Source organism: Pseudomonas sp. HMSC057H01 (assembly GCF_001836405.1).
GTDB lineage: Bacteria > Pseudomonadota > Gammaproteobacteria > Pseudomonadales > Pseudomonadaceae > Pseudomonas > Pseudomonas aeruginosa.
On sequence record NZ_KV828411.1, the window covers coordinates 30,315 to 48,939 of the forward strand.

Genomic DNA, 18,625 nt, shown 5'->3' on the forward strand with positions numbered 1-18,625 from the left:
CGGCGCGACCGGCTCCCCGCTGCTTCGCGCCGGACCACGCCTAGAGTACGTAGCGCCAGATCGCCACGAAGTGGAGGAGGCTGCCGGCGATCACGAACAGGTGCCAGATGCCATGCCAGTGGCGGAAGCGGTGGTCATAGGCATAGAAGACGATCCCTACGGTATAGAGCACGCCGCCGGCCGCCAGCCAGGTGAAGCCGGCGCTGCCGAGGGCGGCGAGCAGCGGTTTCACCGCGATCAGCACGATCCAGCCCATCACCGCGTAGATCACCACCGACAGCACCCGCGCCTCGGAGCGTGGCTTGATCTCCTGGAGCATGCCGAGCACCGCCAGGCCCCAGACGATGCCGAACAGCGTCCAGCCCCAGGGACCGCGCAGCGTGACCAGGCAGAAAGGCGTGTAGCTGCCGGCGATCAGCAGGTAGATGGACAGGTGGTCGAGCTTGCGCATCACCACCTTCGCTCGCCCGCGCACGCTGTGGTAGGCGGTCGAGATGCTGTAGAGCAGCGTCAGGGTGACGCCGTAGACGCCGACCCCGACGATCTTCCATGGACTGCCGTTGAGGCTCGCCTGGACCGTCAGCCAGACGGCGCCGGTGCAGGCGGCGACCGCACCGATCAGGTGGGTCCAGGCATTGAGTCTTTCACCGTGATACATGACGCATGATCCTCCCGCGATGGACAACGCCATGGTAGGGCATGTCGGGGTGGCGTGGGTCCTGACCTTTTATTGGCGTTTTCCGTGACGGTTGCATGAAGGTTCTCCTCATCCTTCCCTGCTCGTTGGAACGGATAAAGGCTTGACGGTTTTAATTACGATCATAATATTAAGTGTGTAATATAAATAGCCGCTGTTAGCGGTCAGGCCTTTTTCCAGCGAGAACCCACATGAACGAACAGATTGGCAATGGCGTCGCCCTGATCACCGGCGCCTCTTCCGGAATCGGCGCGACCTACGCCGAGCACTTGGCCCGCCGTGGCCACGACCTGTTGCTGGTGGCGCGCGACCGGCAACGCCTGGAAGCCCTGGCGGATCGACTTCGCCAAGCCCACGGGGTCAGGGTGGAGATCCTGCGCGCCGACCTGTCCGAGCGCGACGATAGGTTGCGGGTCGAGCGACGGTTGCGCGATGACGCCTCGATCGCGTTGCTGGTGAACAACGCCGGCGTGGCGATGAACGGTCCGCTGGCCGATGCCGACATGGACCGGGCGGAGCGGATGATCGCCCTCAACGTAGTGGCCCTGACCCGCCTGGCTGCCGGTGCGGCGGAGGGGTTCCGCCGGCGTGGCGGCGGCGCCATCGTCAACCTCGGTTCGGTGGTGGCGCTGGCGCCGGAGTTGTTCAATGCCGTCTATAGCGCGACCAAGGCCTACGTGCTGAGCCTGAGCCAGTCGCTGCAGCACGAGCTGGCCGGCAGCGGCGTTTACGTCCAGGCGGTGCTGCCCGGCGTCACCCGTACCGAGATCTGGGAGCGCAGCGGCACCGGAATCGCCGGGATTCCCGCGGAGATGGTGATGGAGGTCGAGGACCTGGTGGAGGCGGCGCTGGTCGGTTTCGATCGGCGTGAAGCGGTGACCATCCCGTCGTTGCCGGATGCGGCCGATTGGCAGGCGCTGATGACGGCGCGGGCCAGGCTCGCGCCCAATCTGTCGCGGCAGCGGCCGGCCGAGCGCTACCTCGGCTGAGGCCCTAGCGCTCCATCTGCTCCAGCAGCTTCTTGCGCGTCGCTTCCAGTATCCGTTGCGACAGCGCCTCATCCTGCACGCTGCGCGACAGTTGCAGCGCGCCGACCAGCGAAGCGAGCAGCAGCACGGCGCGCTCGCCTGCGTCCTCGCCCTCCAGGGCCGCTTCGATCATCGCCAGGCGCTTGCGCACGATGCTGTCGGTGGTCGGGCTCGGCGTGCCGCGCTGGCCGAGTTCCGCCGACAGGGTAGGCAACGGGCAGCCGGCGCCGGGGTTATCGCGGTGACGCGGCGACAGGTACTGCTCTATCAGCAGCGCCAGCGGTCGTTCCGCCTCCGCCAGGGGCGCGGTGACTTCGTCGAGTTGCGCCGCGGCATGCCGCAACGCGGTTTCCACCAGGTCGTCCTTGGACTTGAAGTGCGCGTAGAAGCCGCCGTGGGTCAGGCCCAGGGCTTTCATCAGCGGTTGCAGCCCGGTGGCGCCGACGCCGTCCTGGCGGAACAGCCGGGCAGCCTCCTCGACGATACGCCGGCGGGTCTTCTGCTTGTGGTCTTCGGGATAACGCATGGCTTCGATACCTTGGAATGCAGGTCGTCATCTTAACGCCTGGCGGCCTTCCCTGGCGAAGCCGCGTTCATCCGGCCATGTGCAGGACCAGGCAGGTGGTCGAGCCGACGGCGTAGAGACGGTCGTCGACATCGTACAACCGGCCCTCGGCGACCGCCGTCGAGCGGCCGAGGTGCACCACCCGGCCTTCGGCGCGTACCGGACCGACCTTGTCGGTCAGCGCGCGCAGGTAGCTGATCCGCAGGTCGGTGGTGGTATAGCCCTGGCCGGCCTGGAGCCGGGTATGGATCGCGCAGCCCATGCAGGAATCCAGCAGCGACGCGGCGTAGCCGCCGTGCACGCTACCCAGCGGATTGTAGTGGCGGCGGTCCGGGGTGCCCTGGAACAGGAAGCGCCCTTCGGACCACTCGATGGGAACGAAGTCGACCAGTTCGCCGTAGGGCGGGCAGGGCAGCTCGCCGCTGCCGATGCGGTCGAAGAACTCCTGCGGGGAGAGCGCGGCGACTTGCGCCAGCTCCAGGGTTCCGCTGGCGCCGAGGCGGGCGCGGGCGGCCCGCTCGGTGGCGATCCAGGCATTCAGGCGGTCTTCGCGGCCGGGCTGTTCCATGGTGGTGCTCCTGTCGTGGTGGGAAAGGGTTGCAGGAAAATTACGGTCATCATATAAGCTTTGTATGAAGAGTGAAATACAATCGCTTTCGGTCCCTCTACGCGGCGTTTCCTCTATTTGCGCCGGCGTCGCCTACGCTGAGGGGGCCGTGGCGGGACAACCGAGGAGCAGGATGATGGAAAGCTATGACGTGATCGTGATCGGCGCCGGTCCGGGGGGCTACAACGCTGCCATTCGCGCCGGCCAGCTAGGCCTGAAGGTGGCCTGCGTGGAGGGTCGCGAAACCCTCGGCGGGACTTGCCTGAACGTCGGCTGTATGCCGTCCAAGGCCCTGTTGCACGCTTCGGAGCTATACGCCGCGGCGAGCGGCGGCGAGTTCGCCCGGCTCGGCATCCGGGTCAGCCCGGAATTGGACCTGGCGCAGATGATGAAGCAGAAGGACGAGAGCGTCGCCGCCCTGACCCGTGGCGTCGAATTCCTTTTCCGCAAGCACAAAGTGCAGTGGATCAAGGGCTGGGCGCGCTTGCAAGGCGAGGGCCGGGTCGGCGTGGCCCTTGCCGACGGCGGCCACGCGCAACTGGAGGCGCGCGACATCGTCATCGCCACCGGTTCGGAACCGGCGCCGCTGCCCGGCGTGCCGGTGGACAACCAGCGCATCCTCGACTCCACCGGCGCCCTGGAGTTGGCCGAAGTGCCTCGCCACCTGGTGGTGATCGGCGCCGGCGTGATCGGCCTGGAGCTTGGTTCGGTCTGGCGCCGGCTGGGCGCACAGGTCACGGTGCTGGAGTACCTCGAGCGGATCTGCCCGGGGCTGGATGGGGAAACCGCAAGGACCCTCCAGCGCGCCCTGACCCGCCAGGGCATGCGGTTTCGCCTCGGCACCCGCGTGGTCGCCGCGCGCAGTGGCGAGCAGGGTGTCGAACTCGACCTGCAACCGGCCGCCGGCGGCGCTACGGAATCGCTGCAGGCGGACTACGTGCTGGTGGCCATCGGCCGGCGCCCCTATACCGAAGGACTGGGGCTGGAGACGGTCGGCCTGGCCAGCGATCGTCGCGGCATGCTGGAGAACCAGGGACAGCGCAGTGCGGCGCCGGGCGTCTGGGTGATCGGCGACGTGACCTCGGGACCGATGCTGGCGCACAAGGCCGAGGAAGAGGCGATCGTCTGCATCGAGCGGATCGCCGGGCATGCGGCGGAGATGAACGCCGAGGTGATTCCGTCGGTCATCTACACCCAGCCGGAAGTGGCCAGCGTCGGCCTCGGCGAGGAGCAGCTGCAGGCGGCGAGGCGCGAGTACAAGGTCGGACGCTTCCCGTTCAGCGCCAACAGCCGGGCGAAGATCAACCACGAGAGCGAAGGCTTCATCAAGATCCTCTCCGATGCCCGCAGCGACCAGGTGCTCGGCGTGCACATGATCGGGCCGGGCGTCAGCGAGATGATCGGCGAAGCCTGCGTGGCCATGGAGTTCAGCGCTTCGGCGGAGGACCTCGCGCTGACCTGCCATCCGCATCCGACCCGCTCCGAGGCGCTGCGCCAGGCGGCGATGGACGTGCATGGCCGGGCCATGCAGAACTGAGGGCTCAGCCGCGCATGCCGAAGCCGCGCGCCATCAGCGTAGCCAGCAACGGAATGACCAGCAGCAGGAGCAGTTGCAGGCGCACCGCCATGACCACCCGCCGGCCCCGGGCCGGCGTCACCGCCGGCACTTCGCCGGCCTTGAGGGCGCCGCGCCAGCCAAGGAAGGTAACGGTCGGCAACAGCGAGACCAGGGCAGCGAGGACGAATAGCCCGACCTTGGCGTGGAACAGGCCATTGTGCAGGTAGTAGTCGACACCCTTGCCGTACCACAGCACCCGCGCCAGCCCGCTGGCCAGTACCGCCAGGGCGCAGAGGCCGTAGCCGCGGTCGATCGCCGCCAGGCTGCGGGCGCGCTCCAGGTCCAGCGGCAGGCGCAGCAGGCGGTGCTGCAACACCAGCAGGGCGAACAGCAGGAAGATCGACAGGTAGTGCAGGTAGGCGACGATTGCCTGGGCCATGGCGGCGCTCCTCGGGGTGGGATGGGCACAGTCAAGCAGACCCCGGGCCAATGTGCCTGACGGCGCTTCCGGTATTCCCCGAGAATGCGTCTAGAATCGAGCTGGCCATTTTCCGGAGCCCGCCATGACCCCGCTGACGCCCGAGCAGACCCATGCCTACCTGCACCATATCGGCATCGACGATCCCGGTCCGCCGAGCCTGGCGAATCTCGACCGGCTGATCGACGCGCATCTGCGCCGGGTCGCCTTCGAGAACCTCGACGTGCTGCTCGACCGCCCCATCGAGATCGACGCCGACAAGGTTTTCGCCAAGGTCGTCGAGGGCAGCCGCGGCGGTTATTGCTTCGAACTCAACTCGCTGTTCGCCCGCCTGCTGCTGGCCCTCGGCTACGAGCTGGAACTGCTGGTGGCACGGGTACGCTGGGGGCTCCCGGAGGACGCGCCGCTGACCCAGCAATCGCATCTGATGCTGCGTCTGTACCTGGCGGAGGGCGAGTTCCTGGTGGATGTCGGCTTCGGCTCGGCCAATCCGCCGCGAGCACTGCCTTTGCCGGGCGACGAGGCGGACGCCGGACAGGTGCATTGCGTGCGCCTGGTCGACCCGCACGCCGGTCTCTACGAAAGCGCCGTGCGCGGTCGCAGCGGCTGGCTGCCGCTGTACCGCTTCGACCTGCGCCCGCAGTTGTGGATCGATTACATCCCGCGCAACTGGTACACCTCGACCCACCCGCACAGCGTGTTCCGCCAGGGCCTGAAGGCCGCCATAACCGAGGGCGACCTGCGCCTGACCCTGGCCGACGGGCTGTTCGGCCAGCGCGCCGGCAACGGCGAGACGCTGCAGCGCCAACTGCGCGACGTCGAGGAACTGCTGGACATCCTGCAGACCCGTTTTCGCCTGCGCCTCGACCCGGCCTCCGAAGTGCCGGCGCTGGCGCGACGGCTGGCGGGACTGATCTCCGCCTGAGCGCTTTTGGCCGGTGTCTTTTCGCCGGACTCCTGCGGGAATTTTCCGATGTTCCATAGGAGCCTGAACGAAACGGCTTTTTCGGTTGACCTCGTCTGGCAAGAGGTCTATAAAACCCCCGCCCGCAGAGCCGGGCACTTTCTTTCCCCCTACGAAGAGAGCCATGGACAGTATTCCCAGTAGTCGTCGCCCGGCCCAGCAGATGCCGGCTGGTGCGATGACCCAAACCAACGCACGACGGAACCCGCAACGGGTCGGTCGGTTGAGCGGCATCCTGGGCTGACCCACTGCTTCTCACCCGTGTCCGGCACGCCGGGTACAGGTGAGTCATGAACTTCGAGAATTCGGTATCCCCCGGCGTATCCGCCTTCGTGGCGAAGATGCGCGTGCGCGCCGCGCAGTCCCCCGGCGCGATCCTTCCCGGCCACGGCCATCCTGCGAGCCTCGCCTGGCGTGTCGACCCGGCCGGCGGTCGCCTGGAGTATCGCCGCCTGGAGACGCAGATCGAAGAGAACCCTGAGAGCGGTCGCCGCCCGATGCGCGGCTGACGCTTTCTCCTGCCTAACCCTTCGCACAAGGAGCCTGCCATGGACGAACCACCAAGTCGGCCTGCTGCGTGCCGCCTGAGCGGCCGCGCGCAGTGGGCCTCACCCGGACAAGCCGAACATTCTTCCCACCGATCGCGAACATCGCGACCCGGCACGCCTTTGCCTGTCACCTGACCGGCAACCGACTCGTGTCGCCGTCGCGCAGCTCGCGACAGGAGACCGAGTCATGAGCGTAGCGACCCAACGCAATACCCAGCTCGACACCGAGCGCCGCAACGACCGACTGTCCATGCGCGCCGCCCGCGAAGCGCAGAACAGCCTGGAAACCACCCTCACCAACGTCCGCGGTCGCCAGGACGGCCTCGACCAGGCCGAGGCCGCCGCCCGGCTGCACGCCGACGGCCCCAACGAAGTGGCCCACGACCGTCCGCCACACGTCCTGGTGCAACTGCTGCAGGCGTTCAACAACCCCTTCATCTACGTGCTGATGACGCTCTCCGCGATCAGCTTCTTCACCGACTTCTGGCTGCCGCTGCAGGACGGTGAGGAAACCGATCTCACTGGCGTCATCATCGTCCTCTGCATGGTCCTGGTCAGCGGCCTGATGCGCTTCTGGCAGGAATACCGCTCGGGCAAGGCCGCCGAGGCGCTCAAGGCCATGGTGCGGAACACCGCCACCGTGCTGCGCCGCGACGAGCGCGGGATGCGCGGGGAGCTGCGGGAAATCCCCATGGGCGAACTGGTGGTCGGCGACATCGTGCGCCTGTCCGCCGGCGACATGATCCCCGCCGACATCCGCCTGATCGAATCGCGCGACCTGTTCATCAGCCAGGCCGTACTCACCGGCGAGGCGCTGCCGGTGGAGAAATACGACACCCTCGGCGCGGTCCGCGAGAAGTCCGCCAAGCGGATCGCCGCCGACCAGCAGGACCTGCTCGAACTGCCGAACATCTGCTTCATGGGCACCAACGTGGTCAGCGGCACGGCCACCGCAGTGGTGGTCGCCACCGGTGCGCGCACCTATTTCGGTTCGCTGGCCCGTTCCATCGTCGGTTCGCGGGCGCAGACCGCCTTCGACCGTGGGGTGAACAGCGTCAGTTGGCTGCTGATCCGCTTCATGCTGGTGATGGTGCCGATCGTGTTGCTGATCAACGGCTTCACCAAGGGCGACTGGACCGAGGCGTTCATGTTCGCTCTCGCCGTGGCGGTCGGCCTGACCCCGGAAATGCTGCCGATGATCGTCAGCGCCAACCTGGCCAAGGGCGCGGTGGCGATGTCGCGGCGCAAGGTGGTGGTCAAGCGTCTTAACGCGATCCAGAACTTCGGCGCCATGGACGTGCTCTGCACCGACAAGACCGGCACCCTGACCCAGGACCGGATCATCCTCGAGCATCACGTCGACGTTGCCGGCCGGCGCTGCGACCGGGTCCTGCAAATGGCCTGGCTGAACAGCTTCCACCAGTCCGGGATGAAGAACCTGATGGACCGCGCGGTGGTCGCCTTCGTCGAACAGAACCCGCGCATCACGCCGCCGGATGCCTGGCACAAGGTCGACGAACTGCCCTTCGATTTCGTCCGTCGGCGTCTCTCGGTGATCCTCGAGGGCAAGGGCGGCGAACACCTGCTGGTGTGCAAGGGCGCGGTCGAGGAAATGCTCGAGATCGCCACCCGCGTGCACCAGGACGGCGTCGACCTGCCGCTCGACGAGGAACGCCGCCGGGCCCTGCTGGCGCTGGCCGAGCAATACAACCGCGACGGCTTCCGCGTGCTCCTGCTCGGCACCCGCAGCCTCTCGCGCACGGAGTCCCAGGCCCAGTACGGCGCCAGCGACGAGCGCGACCTGGTGATCGCCGGCCTGCTGACCTTCCTCGATCCGCCGAAGGAAACCGCCGGCCCGGCCATCGCCGCGTTGCGCGAGAACGGCGTGGCGGTGAAGGTGCTCACCGGCGACAACCCGGTGGTCAGCGCGAAGATCTGCCGCGAGGTCGGCCTGGACGTCGGCGAGCCGCTGCTCGGTCGCGACATCGACCTGATGGACGATGCCACCCTGCAACGCCTGGCCGAGGAGCGCACGGTGTTCGCCAAGCTGACGCCGCTGCAGAAGTCGCGGGTGCTCAAGGCCCTGCAGGGCAACGGACACACCGTCGGCTTCCTCGGCGACGGCATCAACGACGCCCCGGCGCTGCGAGATGCCGATGTCGGCATCTCGGTGGACAGCGGCACCGACATCGCCAAGGAATCGGCCGACATCATCCTCCTGGAAAAAAGCCTGATGGTCCTGGAGGAGGGCGTGATCAAGGGCCGCGAGACCTTCGGCAACATCATGAAGTACCTGAACATGACTGCCAGCTCCAACTTCGGCAACGTGTTCTCGGTACTGGTGGCCAGCGCCTTCATCCCCTTCCTGCCGATGCTGGCGATCCACCTGCTGCTGCAGAACCTGATGTACGACATCTCCCAGCTGTCGCTGCCGTGGGACAAGATGGACAAGGAGTTCCTCGCCAAGCCGCGCAAGTGGGACTCGAAGAACATCGGCCGCTTCATGGTCTGGATCGGCCCGACCTCGTCGATCTTCGACATCACCACCTACGCGCTGATGTGGTTCGTGTTCGCCGCCAACAGCCCGGAAATGCAGTCGCTGTTCCAGTCCGGCTGGTTCATCGAGGGCCTGCTCTCGCAGACCCTGGTGGTGCACATGCTGCGTACCCAGAAGATTCCCTTCATCCAGAGCACCGCGGCGCTGCCGGTGATGCTGATGACCGGGCTGGTGATGGCGCTGGGCATCTACGTGCCGTTCTCGCCGCTGGGGGCGATGGTCGGCCTGCAGCCGCTGCCGTGGGAGTACTTCCCTTGGCTGGTGGGCACGCTGCTCTGCTACTGCGTCACCGCGCAGACCATGAAGACCCTCTACATCCGCCGCTTCGGCCAGTGGTTCTGAGTGATCGGCCGGGCTTCGTCCCGGCCTTTCCCGGCGCGTCGGCAAGCCTCGCCGCGCCGCGCAACGCACACCGGACCCACGCATGGAGAGACGCATCATGACCCTGCACGACCGGCGCCCGCGGGCGCCCCTTTTCCAACCGCTGCCGGCCGCGCTGCGACGCGCCCTGTCCTGGCGCCTGGGCTTCGTCGCCGCCGCGCTCGCCTGCGTCCTGCTGCTGGCGCTGCTGTCCGAGGCTCGCGCCGCGGGCGGCGCCTACCGGGTCGACGACGGCGAGATCGATCCCGTCGGCGAATGCAATCTGGACGCCTGGCACCAGCGCGAACGCCACCACGGCAACCGCTACCAGTCGGTGCTGTCGCCCGCCTGCACCTTCTCCGCCCTACCATCGGTGCAACTCGGCGCGGCGCTGGTGCGCGAGGGCGACGCAGGCGATCGGCACAGCCGCCTCAGCCCCGAGCTGAAGACACCGCTGCTGGCCCGCGACGACCTCGGCCTGGCGTTGGCCCTGGCGCTCTCGGCGGATCTCTACCTGGACCGCCGGCACGCTTTCGAAGGCGCCGGCTTCAACCTGCCGCTGAGCTACCAGCCGTTCGAGGCCCTGCGCCTGAACGCCGGGGTCGGCCTGGGGCATGCTTACGCCGAGGGCGAGCGCCGGCATCGCTGGAACTGGGGCATGGGCATGGAATACCGCGTCGGCCAGCCGTTGACCCTGATCGCCGAACGCTTCGGCGAGTCGGCCGGCGACAGCGGCTGGCAGGCCGGACCGCGGCTGCACCTGGGCGAACGGCTGGACCTCGACCTGCTGGTCGGCGGCCACCTGCGCGGCGAGCGCGAGCGATGGCTGGTCTCGGGAGCGACCTTGCGTTTCTGAGCCCAAGGGCGTGCCGCGCTGCGGCACGCTCCTCCACCGAGGAAACAGCCATGAACGTCGTACGCAAATGCCTGGGCGCGTCTCGCCGCGCGCTCTGTGGCCTGGCAGCACGGCTGCTGGCGAAGGCCGCGCACCTGCTGATGGTGATCAGCGTGCGCGCATACGCCAGCGGCCGCCTGAGCCAGGTCGAAGTGAAATACCTGCTGGACTGCTCGAGCGCGCTCAACCGTGCCTCGCTCAGGCTGGCCATGGGTCAATGAGCCCGTTCCCTTCACGATCCATTCCGAACCGGGAGTTCCGCCATGCTGGGAACCATCCTCCTGATCAACCTGGCCGGTGCCGTGGCCCTTCTGTTGTGGGGCACGCACATGGTCTCCAGCGGCGTGCTGCGCGGTTTCGGCACTGCGCTGCGCAACTGGCTCGGCCGCCACCTGGGCAACCGCTGGCTGGCCCTGCTCGCCGGGCTCGGCATCACCGGCCTGCTGCAGAGCAGCACCGCCACCAGTCTGATGGCAGCGTCCTTCACCGCCAGTGGCACCCTGGGCCTGGCGCCGGCGCTGGCAGTGATGCTCGGCGCCAACGTCGGCACCACTCTGGTGGTGCAACTGCTCAGCTTCGACACCTCGTTGCTGGCGCCGCTGGCCCTGCTGTCCGGCCTGCTGCTGTTCCGCCTGGGCGACGGTCCGCGCCTGGAGAGCCTTGGCCAGTGCCTGATCGGACTCGGCCTGATGCTTCTGGCGCTGGCGTTGCTCGGCCATTCCCTGCAGCAGATCGAGGCCTCGCCAGCCTTTGTCGCGGTGATCCACGGCCTCGAAGGCGATCCGCTGATCGCCCTGCTGCTCGCCGCGCTGCTGACCTGGGCCTGCCATTCCAGTGTCGCGGTGGTACTGCTGGTGGCGTCCCTGGCCCAGGCCGGACTGGTCTCGCTGCCCATCGCCCTGGCCCTGGTGCTCGGTGCCAACCTCGGCGGCGCCTTGCCGGCGCTGGGGGTGGCCGGTAGCCGGGTGGCGCGGCGCCTGCCGTTGGGCAACCTGCTGGTGCGCCTGCTCGGTTGCCTGCTGGTGCTGCCCTGGCTGACGGCGCTGGCGCAACCGGCCAACGCACTCGGCGGTGCGGCGGCGGTCTGGTTCCACAGTGCTTTCAACCTGGCCCTGGCACTGCTGGCGATCGGCTTCACCGGACCGCTTGCGGCGCTGCTCGCGCGCCTGTTGCCGGAAGAGGCGCAGTCCGACGACCCGGGCATGCCGCGCTACCTCGACGAAGCCGGGCTGGAGGTGGCCAACATCGGCCTGGCCAACGCTACTCGCGAAGTCCTGCGGCTGGCCGACATGGCCAGTCTGATGCTGCGCGCCACCAGCGGCCTGTTGCAGCGACCGGAGGCGAAGGTGGTGGCGGAAATCCGTCGCCAGGACCAGGCCCTCGACCAGTTGAGTGCGGCGATCCGCGCCTACCTGGCAGACCTCGGCCAGGACGGCCTCGGCGACAGCGACGCCGATCGTGCCCAGGAAATCCTCCTGTTCGCCATCAACATCGAGCACATCGGCGATCTCGTCGCCAACAGCCTGCTGCCCCTGGCGATGCGCTGGGCCGGGCGCAGCCGCGCCGGCAGCGAGTTCGAGCTGGGCCGCATGTTGCCGTTGCAGGCGGCGATCGAGGAGAGCCTGCACCTGGCGATCAGCGCGTTCCTTCGCGAAGACCTGGACGCCGCGCTGCGCCTGGTGGCGCGCAAGAAGTTGCTGCAGCGACTGGAGGCCGATGCCAGTCGCGAGCGCTTCCGTCGCCTGCGCGACGATCGCGGTGCCTGGGTGGAGTCCGGTGACGTGTTCCAGCGCATTCTCCGCGACTACCGACGCATCCACCATCATGTCACCGCCCTGGCCTATCCGCTGCTCGAACGCAGCGGCATCGATCCGATGGCGAAGCGGCCGGACGAGCCAGGGCAAGGGGAGGGATCGGCATGCGCCTCCTGATCTGCGCCGGACGCCATTTCAAGGACGCCGAACGCCTGTGCCTGGCGCTCGACCAGTGCCACGGCCTGCAACCGGTGGCGCTGCTCGGCCACCTGCTGCATGCCGGCAGCGGCCTGCCGGACGAGGCCGAGCGCTGGTGCCGCGAGCGTGGCGCGGATTCGCGCGCCTACGATTATCCGGAGCGCAGTGGCAGCGACAACGCCCTGCGCGAGTATGGCGAGGCCGTCCTCGGCGATGCCGCGCCGGACCTGCTGCTGGTGTTTCCCGGTGGGCGCCTGGCCAGCGAACTGATACAGGTCGCGCACGCTGCCGACGTCCCGCTGATGCTCGCCTATCGCCCGCTGTCGGCGCCCTGAGCGGCGAACCAGCCATCGCGGCGGGTCAGGCGCCAGCCGTAGGCGGCCAGGACCAGCCCGCGCAGCAGCATGAAGGCGAGGAACGCCAGCCATAGCCCGTGGTTGCCCAGCCCCTGCAACAGCCAGCCGAGGGGCAGGCTGGCGGCCACCGCGACGAGCATCGCGTTACGCATCTCGCGGGCGCGGGTGGCGCCGATGAACAGGCCGTCGAGCAGATAGCTCCACATCCCCAGCAGCGGCAGGCAGGCCAGGTACGGCAGATAGGCGTAGGCGACTTCGCGGACGCCGGCGATGTCGCTCTGCAGGTCGATGAACAGGTGGCCGAACAGAGCGAACAGCGCGGCGAACGCCAGGCTTGCCAGCAGCGACCAACCACCGGCCACCACCAGCGCGCGGCGCAGGGCAGTTCGGTCGCGGGCGCCGATGGCGTGGCCGCAGAGCGCCTCCACCGCGTGGGCGAGACCGTCGAGGGCGTAGGACGTCAGGAGCAGGCCGTTGAGCAGCAGGGCGTTGGCGGCTACCGTGGCGTCGCCGAGGCGGGTGCCCTGTACGGTGAGCAGGAAGAACACCAGTTGCAGGGCCAGGCTGCGGATGAAGATATCCCGGTTGACCATCAGCAGCGGCAGCCAGGACAGCCAGTGGCGCAGGCGTTGCCACTGCGCCCGCCCGGGGCGCCGGGCCAGGTCGCGTCGGGTCAGGGCCAGGCCGAGCAGGGCGCCGCTCCATTCCGCCAGCACCGAGGCGCGGGCCGCGCCTTGCACGCCCCAGTCGAGGCCGTGGACGAACCAGAGCACCAGGGCGATGTTGCTCAGGTTGGTGGTCAACAGGATCGCCAATGGCGCCCGTGCGTTCTGCGTGCCGAGGAACCAGCCGACCAGTGCGTAGCTGGCCAGGGCCGCCGGCAGGCCGAGCAGGCGGGTATGGAAGAAGGCGCGGGCCTCGCCGGTCAGTTCCGCCGACGGTTGCATCAGTTGCAGGGCCCAGCCGCTCAGGGGCAGGGCCAGCGCGCCGAGCAGCAGGGCCAGGAGCAGCGCCATGCCCAGGCCCTGGGCGAGGATCAGGCGCAGCGCGCCGCCATCATCGCGGCCGGCGGCCTGGGCGGCGAAGCCGGTGGTGCCCATGCGCAGGAAGCCGAGCACGCCGACCATCAGGGTGTAGAGGCTGCCGCCCACGGCTACCGCGCCGAGCTGGTAGGCGTGCGGCAGGTGGCCGACCACCGTGCTGTCCACCAGGTGCACCAGGGGAACGGAAACGTTCGACAGAATCATCGGCCCGGCCAGCGCCCAGACCCTGTGGTGGGTCGGGGCGTGGCGCCAGGCATCGCGCAACAGGCTCATGGGGTCCTCCGGATCGGCCGGGCAGTATAGCGACGGCGGCGAGGCCTGCGGAAAACCCGTTTTTCATATCCGGTAACAGACCTCTGCCTGCCGTGTATTCCTTGTCCGACGCGGCTTCCAGGCCTGCCGCGGGGAACCCTGCGAAAACCTGTCAGGAAGCTTGCGCAGCGCTAACCGCGGGGCTTTGCGCACCTTCCTAGAATGCCGGCGTCGGTTGTTTCCAGAGGAAGCCATGCATGCTCCTGGGGCGTTTCGTCTCGGTCGGCGCCGGTGCCACCGCCGTTCATTACCTGGTGCTGACCCTCCTGGTCGAGGGCTTCGCCGTCGGCGCCGCCGTGGCCGCCGCGGCGGGAGCAGGCTGCGGGGCTCTGGCTGCCTACCTGGGGCATCGCCGGAAGACTTTCCGCCACCGTGGCCCGGTGTTCCGTTCGCTGCCGCGCTTCTTCGCCGTCAGCCTGCTTTGCGTACTCGGCAACGCCGTCCTGGTGTTGCTGCTCGGCGACCTCGCCGGACTCGACTACCGCCTGGCCCAGCTCGCCGCGACCGGCGCACTGCTGTTGGCGACCTATCACCTTCATCGACTCTGGACCTTCTCATGATGATCGAACCTTCCCTGGCGTCGAAGCTCGAGGCCCCCTGCCTGCTCAGCGTGGTAGTGCCGGTGTTCAACGAGGAGGCGGTGCTGCCAGCCTTCCACCAGCGCCTCGGCGCCGTGCTCGGCGACCTTGGCGACGATTGCGAGGTGCTCTATGTCGACGACGGCAGCACCGACCGCAGCGCGACGATCCTCGCCCAGCTACAGGCCGCCGACCGCCGGGTGGGCGTGGCCCGCTTCACCCGCAACTTCGGCAAGGAACAGGCGATGAGCGCCGGGCTCAAGCTGTCGCGCGGCGCCGCGGTGATCGTCATCGATGCCGACCTGCAGGATCCCCCGGAACTGATCCCGCAGATGCTCGACGCCTGGATCGGCGGCGCCGAAATGGTCAACATGCGCCGCCGTAGCCGGGCCGGTGAAAGCTGGCTGAAGCGCGCCTCGGCGAGCGCCTTCTACCGGCTGATCAACCGCCTCAGCGAGGTGCCGATCCCGCGCGACGTCGGCGATTTCCGCCTGCTCGACCGGCGGGTGGTCGATGCCCTTTGCGAGCTGCCGGAAGGCAATCGCTTCATGAAGGGACTGTTCGCCTGGGTCGGTTTCCGCCAGGTCGATATCGCCTATAGCCGCGCCGCCCGCGTCGCCGGCCACAGCAAGTGGCGCTACTGGCGGCTGTGGAACTTCGCCCTGGAAGGCATCACCGGGTTTTCCACCGCGCCGCTGAAGGTCGCCGGCTACCTCGGCCTGCTCAGCCTGCTGGCGGCCCTGGCGACCCTGCTCGCCGGGATCTTCGGCCAGCAGGAGATCCACGAACACTGGCCGGTGATCGCCGCGCTGTTCCTGATCGGCGGCCTGCAACTGCTGGCCATCGGCGTGTGTAGCGAATACCTCGGGCGGATGACCATGGAAGCGCGGCGCCGCCCGCTCTACCTGATCGACCGCTACCTGCCGGCGCAGGTCGGCGGGGCCAATCCGTGAGGGCGCTGCGCGGCTGGCCGCTGGCCTGGTTCCTGCTCGCCCTGGCCTTCGCCATCCGCCTGCTGAGCCTGGGCAGCTATCCGCTGATGGACACCACTGAGGCCCGCTATGGCGAGGTGGCGCGGAAGATGGCCGAACTGGGCGACTGGATCACGCCCTGGTACGACGTCGGCGTGCCGTTCTGGGGCAAGCCGCCGCTGGCCTTCTGGCTCAGCGCCGGCGGCCAGCTTCTGCTCGGCGCCAACGAGTTCGCCAGCCGCCTGCCGCACTGGTTGCTGGGCGTGCTGGTGCTGTGGCTGGTATGGGACTGGCAGGCTCGCGAAGATCGTCGGCAGGCGCGGATCGCCTGCGTCCTGCTGGGCAGTTCGGCGCTGTTCTTCGTCGCCTCCGGGGCGGTGATGACCGACATGGCCCTGGCCCTGGCCCTGGTCCTGACCATGCGCGGCTTCTGGCTGGGCCTGCATGGCGCGGAGGGAATCCGGCGCCGCGAGGGCTGGCTGATGTTCCTCGGCCTCGGCCTCGGGCTGCTGGCGAAAGGGCCGCTGACGCTGATCCTCGCCGGACTGCCGATCGGCCTGTGGGCCTTGCTGGAGTGGCGCTGGCGCGCGCTCTGGCGGGGCCTGCCATGGATCCGCGGAAGCCTGCTGATGCTCCTGGTGGCGGCGCCCTGGTACCTGCTGGCGGAGTTGAAGACGCCGGGCTTCCTCGAGTACTTCCTGCTCGGCGAGCATTGGCAGCGCTTCGTCACCGCCGGCTGGGACGGCGACCGCTACGGCAATGCCCACGCCTATCCCTACGGCAGCGTCTGGCTGTTCCTGCTGGCCGCCGCGTTTCCCTGGAGCCTCTGGTTGCCGCTGCTGCTCTGGCTGGGCTGGCGCCAGCGCGGGGAGGTGGTCGATGGCGTCGCCTCGCGCAGGCGCTACTGGCTGTTCTGGGGACTGGCGCCGTGCCTGTTCTTCACCTTCGCCGGCAACGTCCTCTGGACCTACGTGCTGCCCGGCCTGCCGGCCCTGGCGTTGCTCGCCGCCGACCTGCTGCGCGCGCCGCTGGCGCGCAGCGCCTGGCTGCGGCGTGGCGGGCTGGCCTGCCTGGCGCTGACGCCGTTGCTGTTCGCGCTGTTCCTCGGCTCCCTGCTGCTGGGCTCGCGCGCCGAGCAGAAGTCCACCGCCGCGCTGCTGGCCAGCGACGCCGGCTGGCGCGAGCGGCCGCTGGTGTTCTGGCCGAAGCGGCCGTACTCGGCAGTGTTCTACAGCGGCGGGCGGGCACAACGGGCGGAGGACAGCGAACTGGCCGGCTGGTTGCGTCGCGACGCCCTGCTGGCGATCCGCTCGCGTTCGTTCGGCGCCTTGCCCGACGAGGTGCGCCAGCGCTTGCGCTGCCGGCCGCCGGTGGGACAGTACCAGCTATGCCAGGGCGTGGCGCCGCCTGGCTGAGGCTACTTCGGCCGGTAGGCGCAGTGGCCGGGACGCGGGCCGATGCGCGGGTGGTTGCGGCAGGTGTCCGGGCGGCGGGCATAGATGGTGCACAGGCGGGTCTTGCGGTCGAGGTACAGGCAGTCGCCGTTGGCCATGCGGGTGAGGGTGAAGATCTCGCGCTTGTGGTTGAAGTGCTCGATCACGCCATCCTTTTCCAGTCGCTTGGCGATTCGCTTGGCCGGCTCCTCGCGCTCGAACTCGTCGACCAGTCGCATGCGGATCAGGTCGTCGATGCGCACTTCCACCGGCAGCGTGCAGCAGGTCGCGTTGCACTCGCCGCACAGGCCTTCGCGGTATTTCACCCAGGTATCCAGGCGGTCGGGGTCGGCGGCGGCGAGCGGGATCTTCTTCATCGGCGGGCGGGGGCGGGGAAAACGGGCGCGCAATGATAGTGGCTGCGCGCCCGTTGCGCTCGTCCGGGCGATGAGCGTCAGTGCCGTGGGTCCTCCCGCCATACCGGCCGGTCCTGCTCGTCCAGAGCCCAGTGCGCGGTGCCGGCGCGCAGGCGTACGCCGCCGACCCAGCGTTCGGGGGCGCCGAGGTCGAGGCGGTAGCGCCGCCCGGCCAGGACCTCGCGGCCCGCAGCGGTCAGCGCCAGCGGCTGGCGTTCCCAGGGCAGTTCCGGCGCCGGCGTGCGCAGCAGCGCACCGGGCTCTTCCAGCAGCGCGCGGAGCAGGACGCGGAACATCAGGTCGCCGAGATAGGGCAGCGGCTCGCGCCGTGCGGTCAGCTCGGCGAAGACCTGGCCGGCGCTCGGCCGCTCGCCGTCGCGGACGATCTCCAGGGTCAGCCGTTCGCTCAGCGACAGGCCGTCGCGCAGGGCCGGCAGTTCATGCAGTTGCCGACGCAGCGCCGGCCCCAGCAACGGTAGCGCCGGGGTTGGCGCGGCGGCCAGTTGCGCCCAGCGCAGTGGCGCCGGATCGCGGTAGGCGTCCCAGGCCGCGCGGGCCAGCGCCAGGGCTTCGGCGTCCAGCGGGCGACGCCGAGTCCATAGCCAGGCGAGCAGCTCAGGCGCCAGTTGGCCGATGCCGACGAAGCGCTCGACGCCTGGCACGCGGTCGATCTCGATCAGTTCCAGATGCTCCGGCGGCGTCTGCATTCCTGCCAGCACCCGGACCAGGAACAACTGGTCGTAGGCATCCGCCTCGCACCAGAGCGCCACCCGCGAGTATTCGCCGAGCCGCTCGAGCCCGGCGTATTCCTGGCGCTGGCGGGCCTGGGCGTCGGCCGGGTCGAGGTCGAAGGCGCGGCTCAGGTAGTCGCTGCGCAGGGCGAGGAACTCGGGCAACGGCAGGTTCGGCACCGGTCCCATGGTCAGCGGGTCGGCGAACATCCGGAAGTCGCTGCGAAAGCCGGCGAGCTTCAGGCCGTGGGCGATGTCGTTGCCGCAACGCAGGTGCAGGGTCGCGGCCTCATCGCCGCCGACCAGATCGGGGTGGCGGCTGGCGAAGGCGATGGCGTCGACATGCGCCTTGAGTCGCGGCCAACTGGCGAAGCCCAGTTCGCGCGCCACCTGCCACTGGGCGTCGGCCAGGCGCGGCTCCTGCCCCGGAAGCCCTGTACGGCTGGCCGGGTCGCGGCGCCACTGGCGCAACAGCTCCTTGGCGCGCTTGCGTTGCTGTTCGAGATTGATCCGGCCGTCGCCGAGAGTGCGGGAAAAGGACATACGATCTCCTCTGCAGCCTTGTCCGCCATCAGG

General features: G+C 68.8%; 19 protein-coding genes. 12 read left to right on the forward strand and 7 right to left on the reverse strand.

Annotated features, from left to right (window positions below; translation table 11 throughout):
* Positions 1–40: 40 nt before the first annotated feature.
* Positions 41–658, reverse strand: coding sequence for a PAQR family membrane homeostasis protein TrhA (locus HMPREF2581_RS05325; protein WP_003095352.1), 618 nt, complete (start codon positions 656–658; stop codon positions 41–43).
* 230 nt (positions 659–888) lie between these two features.
* Between HMPREF2581_RS05325 and HMPREF2581_RS05330 the strand changes: the two genes are divergently transcribed.
* Complete coding sequence (locus HMPREF2581_RS05330; protein ID WP_004365417.1) at positions 889–1,686, forward strand: SDR family NAD(P)-dependent oxidoreductase; 798 nt, start codon at positions 889–891, stop codon at positions 1,684–1,686.
* Positions 1,687–1,690: 4 nt separating this feature from the next.
* On the opposite strand, the gene HMPREF2581_RS05335 is transcribed toward HMPREF2581_RS05330, so the two are convergent.
* Entirely contained in the window at positions 1,691–2,251 is a 561-nt protein-coding gene (locus tag HMPREF2581_RS05335; RefSeq protein WP_003110503.1) for a TetR/AcrR family transcriptional regulator, read from the reverse strand.
* A gap of 67 nt (positions 2,252–2,318) precedes the next feature.
* A complete protein-coding gene (locus tag HMPREF2581_RS05340; RefSeq protein ID WP_003135314.1) occupies positions 2,319–2,858 on the reverse strand; it encodes a PaaI family thioesterase in 540 nt (179 codons plus the stop codon).
* A 172-nt stretch (positions 2,859–3,030) separates the two neighbouring features.
* Here HMPREF2581_RS05340 and lpdA point away from each other — a divergent pair, with 172 nt between their 5' ends.
* On the forward strand, positions 3,031–4,434 hold the full coding sequence (gene lpdA, locus HMPREF2581_RS05345) for a dihydrolipoyl dehydrogenase (RefSeq protein ID WP_004352607.1): 1,404 nt from the start codon (positions 3,031–3,033) through the stop codon (positions 4,432–4,434).
* Between the two features lie 4 nt (positions 4,435–4,438).
* Here the strand turns inward: lpdA and HMPREF2581_RS05350 are convergent, their stop codons facing one another.
* A complete protein-coding gene (locus HMPREF2581_RS05350) occupies positions 4,439–4,894 on the reverse strand; it encodes a DUF2214 family protein (RefSeq protein ID WP_003112336.1) in 456 nt (151 codons plus the stop codon).
* 124 nt (positions 4,895–5,018) lie between these two features.
* On the opposite strand from HMPREF2581_RS05350, the gene HMPREF2581_RS05355 reads away from it, so the two are divergent.
* The 7 genes from HMPREF2581_RS05355 (at position 5,019) to HMPREF2581_RS05385 (ending at position 12,544) form a co-directional block, all read left to right on the forward strand.
* Positions 5,019–5,858: an arylamine N-acetyltransferase family protein gene (locus HMPREF2581_RS05355; protein WP_003110506.1), complete on the forward strand. Its 840-nt coding sequence runs from the start codon at positions 5,019–5,021 to the stop codon at positions 5,856–5,858.
* 329 nt (positions 5,859–6,187) lie between these two features.
* Positions 6,188–6,406 (forward strand): hypothetical protein, encoded by a 219-nt coding sequence (locus HMPREF2581_RS05360; RefSeq protein WP_004365416.1) that lies wholly within the window; start codon positions 6,188–6,190, stop codon positions 6,404–6,406.
* Between the two features lie 226 nt (positions 6,407–6,632).
* Positions 6,633–9,344, forward strand: coding sequence for a magnesium-translocating P-type ATPase (gene mgtA / locus HMPREF2581_RS05365; RefSeq protein WP_004365415.1), 2,712 nt, complete (start codon positions 6,633–6,635; stop codon positions 9,342–9,344).
* 97 nt (positions 9,345–9,441) lie between these two features.
* The gene (locus HMPREF2581_RS05370; RefSeq protein ID WP_003135296.1) at positions 9,442–10,218 is read left to right on the forward strand and encodes a hypothetical protein; all 777 of its coding nucleotides are present in this window, start codon (positions 9,442–9,444) and stop codon (positions 10,216–10,218) included.
* Between the two features lie 50 nt (positions 10,219–10,268).
* Positions 10,269–10,478 carry a hypothetical protein gene (locus HMPREF2581_RS05375; protein WP_003121106.1) on the forward strand — a complete coding sequence of 70 codons (210 nt, stop codon included), beginning with the start codon at positions 10,269–10,271 and terminating at the stop codon, positions 10,476–10,478.
* 42 nt (positions 10,479–10,520) lie between these two features.
* On the forward strand, positions 10,521–12,188 hold the full coding sequence (locus HMPREF2581_RS05380; protein ID WP_003135295.1) for a Na/Pi cotransporter family protein: 1,668 nt from the start codon (positions 10,521–10,523) through the stop codon (positions 12,186–12,188).
* On the forward strand, positions 12,176–12,544 hold the full coding sequence (locus tag HMPREF2581_RS05385) for an SLOG family protein (protein ID WP_011666773.1): 369 nt from the start codon (positions 12,176–12,178) through the stop codon (positions 12,542–12,544). The genes HMPREF2581_RS05380 and HMPREF2581_RS05385 overlap by 13 nt, the downstream gene beginning before the upstream one ends.
* Here HMPREF2581_RS05385 and HMPREF2581_RS05390 read toward each other — a convergent pair.
* Positions 12,520–13,881, reverse strand: coding sequence for an MATE family efflux transporter (locus HMPREF2581_RS05390; RefSeq protein ID WP_003111808.1), 1,362 nt, complete (start codon positions 13,879–13,881; stop codon positions 12,520–12,522). The two genes, HMPREF2581_RS05385 and HMPREF2581_RS05390, sit on opposite strands and share 25 nt — an antisense overlap.
* Before the next feature lie 236 nt (positions 13,882–14,117).
* Here HMPREF2581_RS05390 and HMPREF2581_RS05395 point away from each other — a divergent pair, with 236 nt between their 5' ends.
* Genes HMPREF2581_RS05395 through HMPREF2581_RS05405 form a run of 3 tightly spaced genes read left to right on the forward strand, consistent with a single transcriptional unit; the run spans position 14,118 to position 16,884 of the window.
* Entirely contained in the window at positions 14,118–14,480 is a 363-nt protein-coding gene (locus tag HMPREF2581_RS05395) for a GtrA family protein (RefSeq protein WP_004365414.1), read from the forward strand.
* Complete coding sequence (locus HMPREF2581_RS05400; protein ID WP_003107470.1) at positions 14,477–15,451, forward strand: glycosyltransferase family 2 protein; 975 nt, start codon at positions 14,477–14,479, stop codon at positions 15,449–15,451. The genes HMPREF2581_RS05395 and HMPREF2581_RS05400 overlap by 4 nt, the downstream gene beginning before the upstream one ends.
* Positions 15,448–16,884: an ArnT family glycosyltransferase gene (locus HMPREF2581_RS05405; RefSeq protein WP_004365413.1), complete on the forward strand. Its 1,437-nt coding sequence runs from the start codon at positions 15,448–15,450 to the stop codon at positions 16,882–16,884. Before HMPREF2581_RS05400 ends, HMPREF2581_RS05405 begins: the two co-directional genes overlap by 4 nt.
* Positions 16,885–16,886: 2 nt before the next feature.
* Here the strand turns inward: HMPREF2581_RS05405 and HMPREF2581_RS05410 are convergent, their stop codons facing one another.
* Together HMPREF2581_RS05410 and HMPREF2581_RS05415 are read right to left on the reverse strand one after the other, a co-directional pair.
* Positions 16,887–17,381: a YkgJ family cysteine cluster protein gene (locus HMPREF2581_RS05410; RefSeq protein ID WP_003135287.1), complete on the reverse strand. Its 495-nt coding sequence runs from the start codon at positions 17,379–17,381 to the stop codon at positions 16,887–16,889.
* Positions 17,357–18,592, reverse strand: coding sequence for a DUF1835 domain-containing protein (locus HMPREF2581_RS05415; RefSeq protein ID WP_004365412.1), 1,236 nt, complete (start codon positions 18,590–18,592; stop codon positions 17,357–17,359). Before HMPREF2581_RS05415 ends, HMPREF2581_RS05410 begins: the two co-directional genes overlap by 25 nt.
* Positions 18,593–18,625 lie beyond the last annotated feature (33 nt).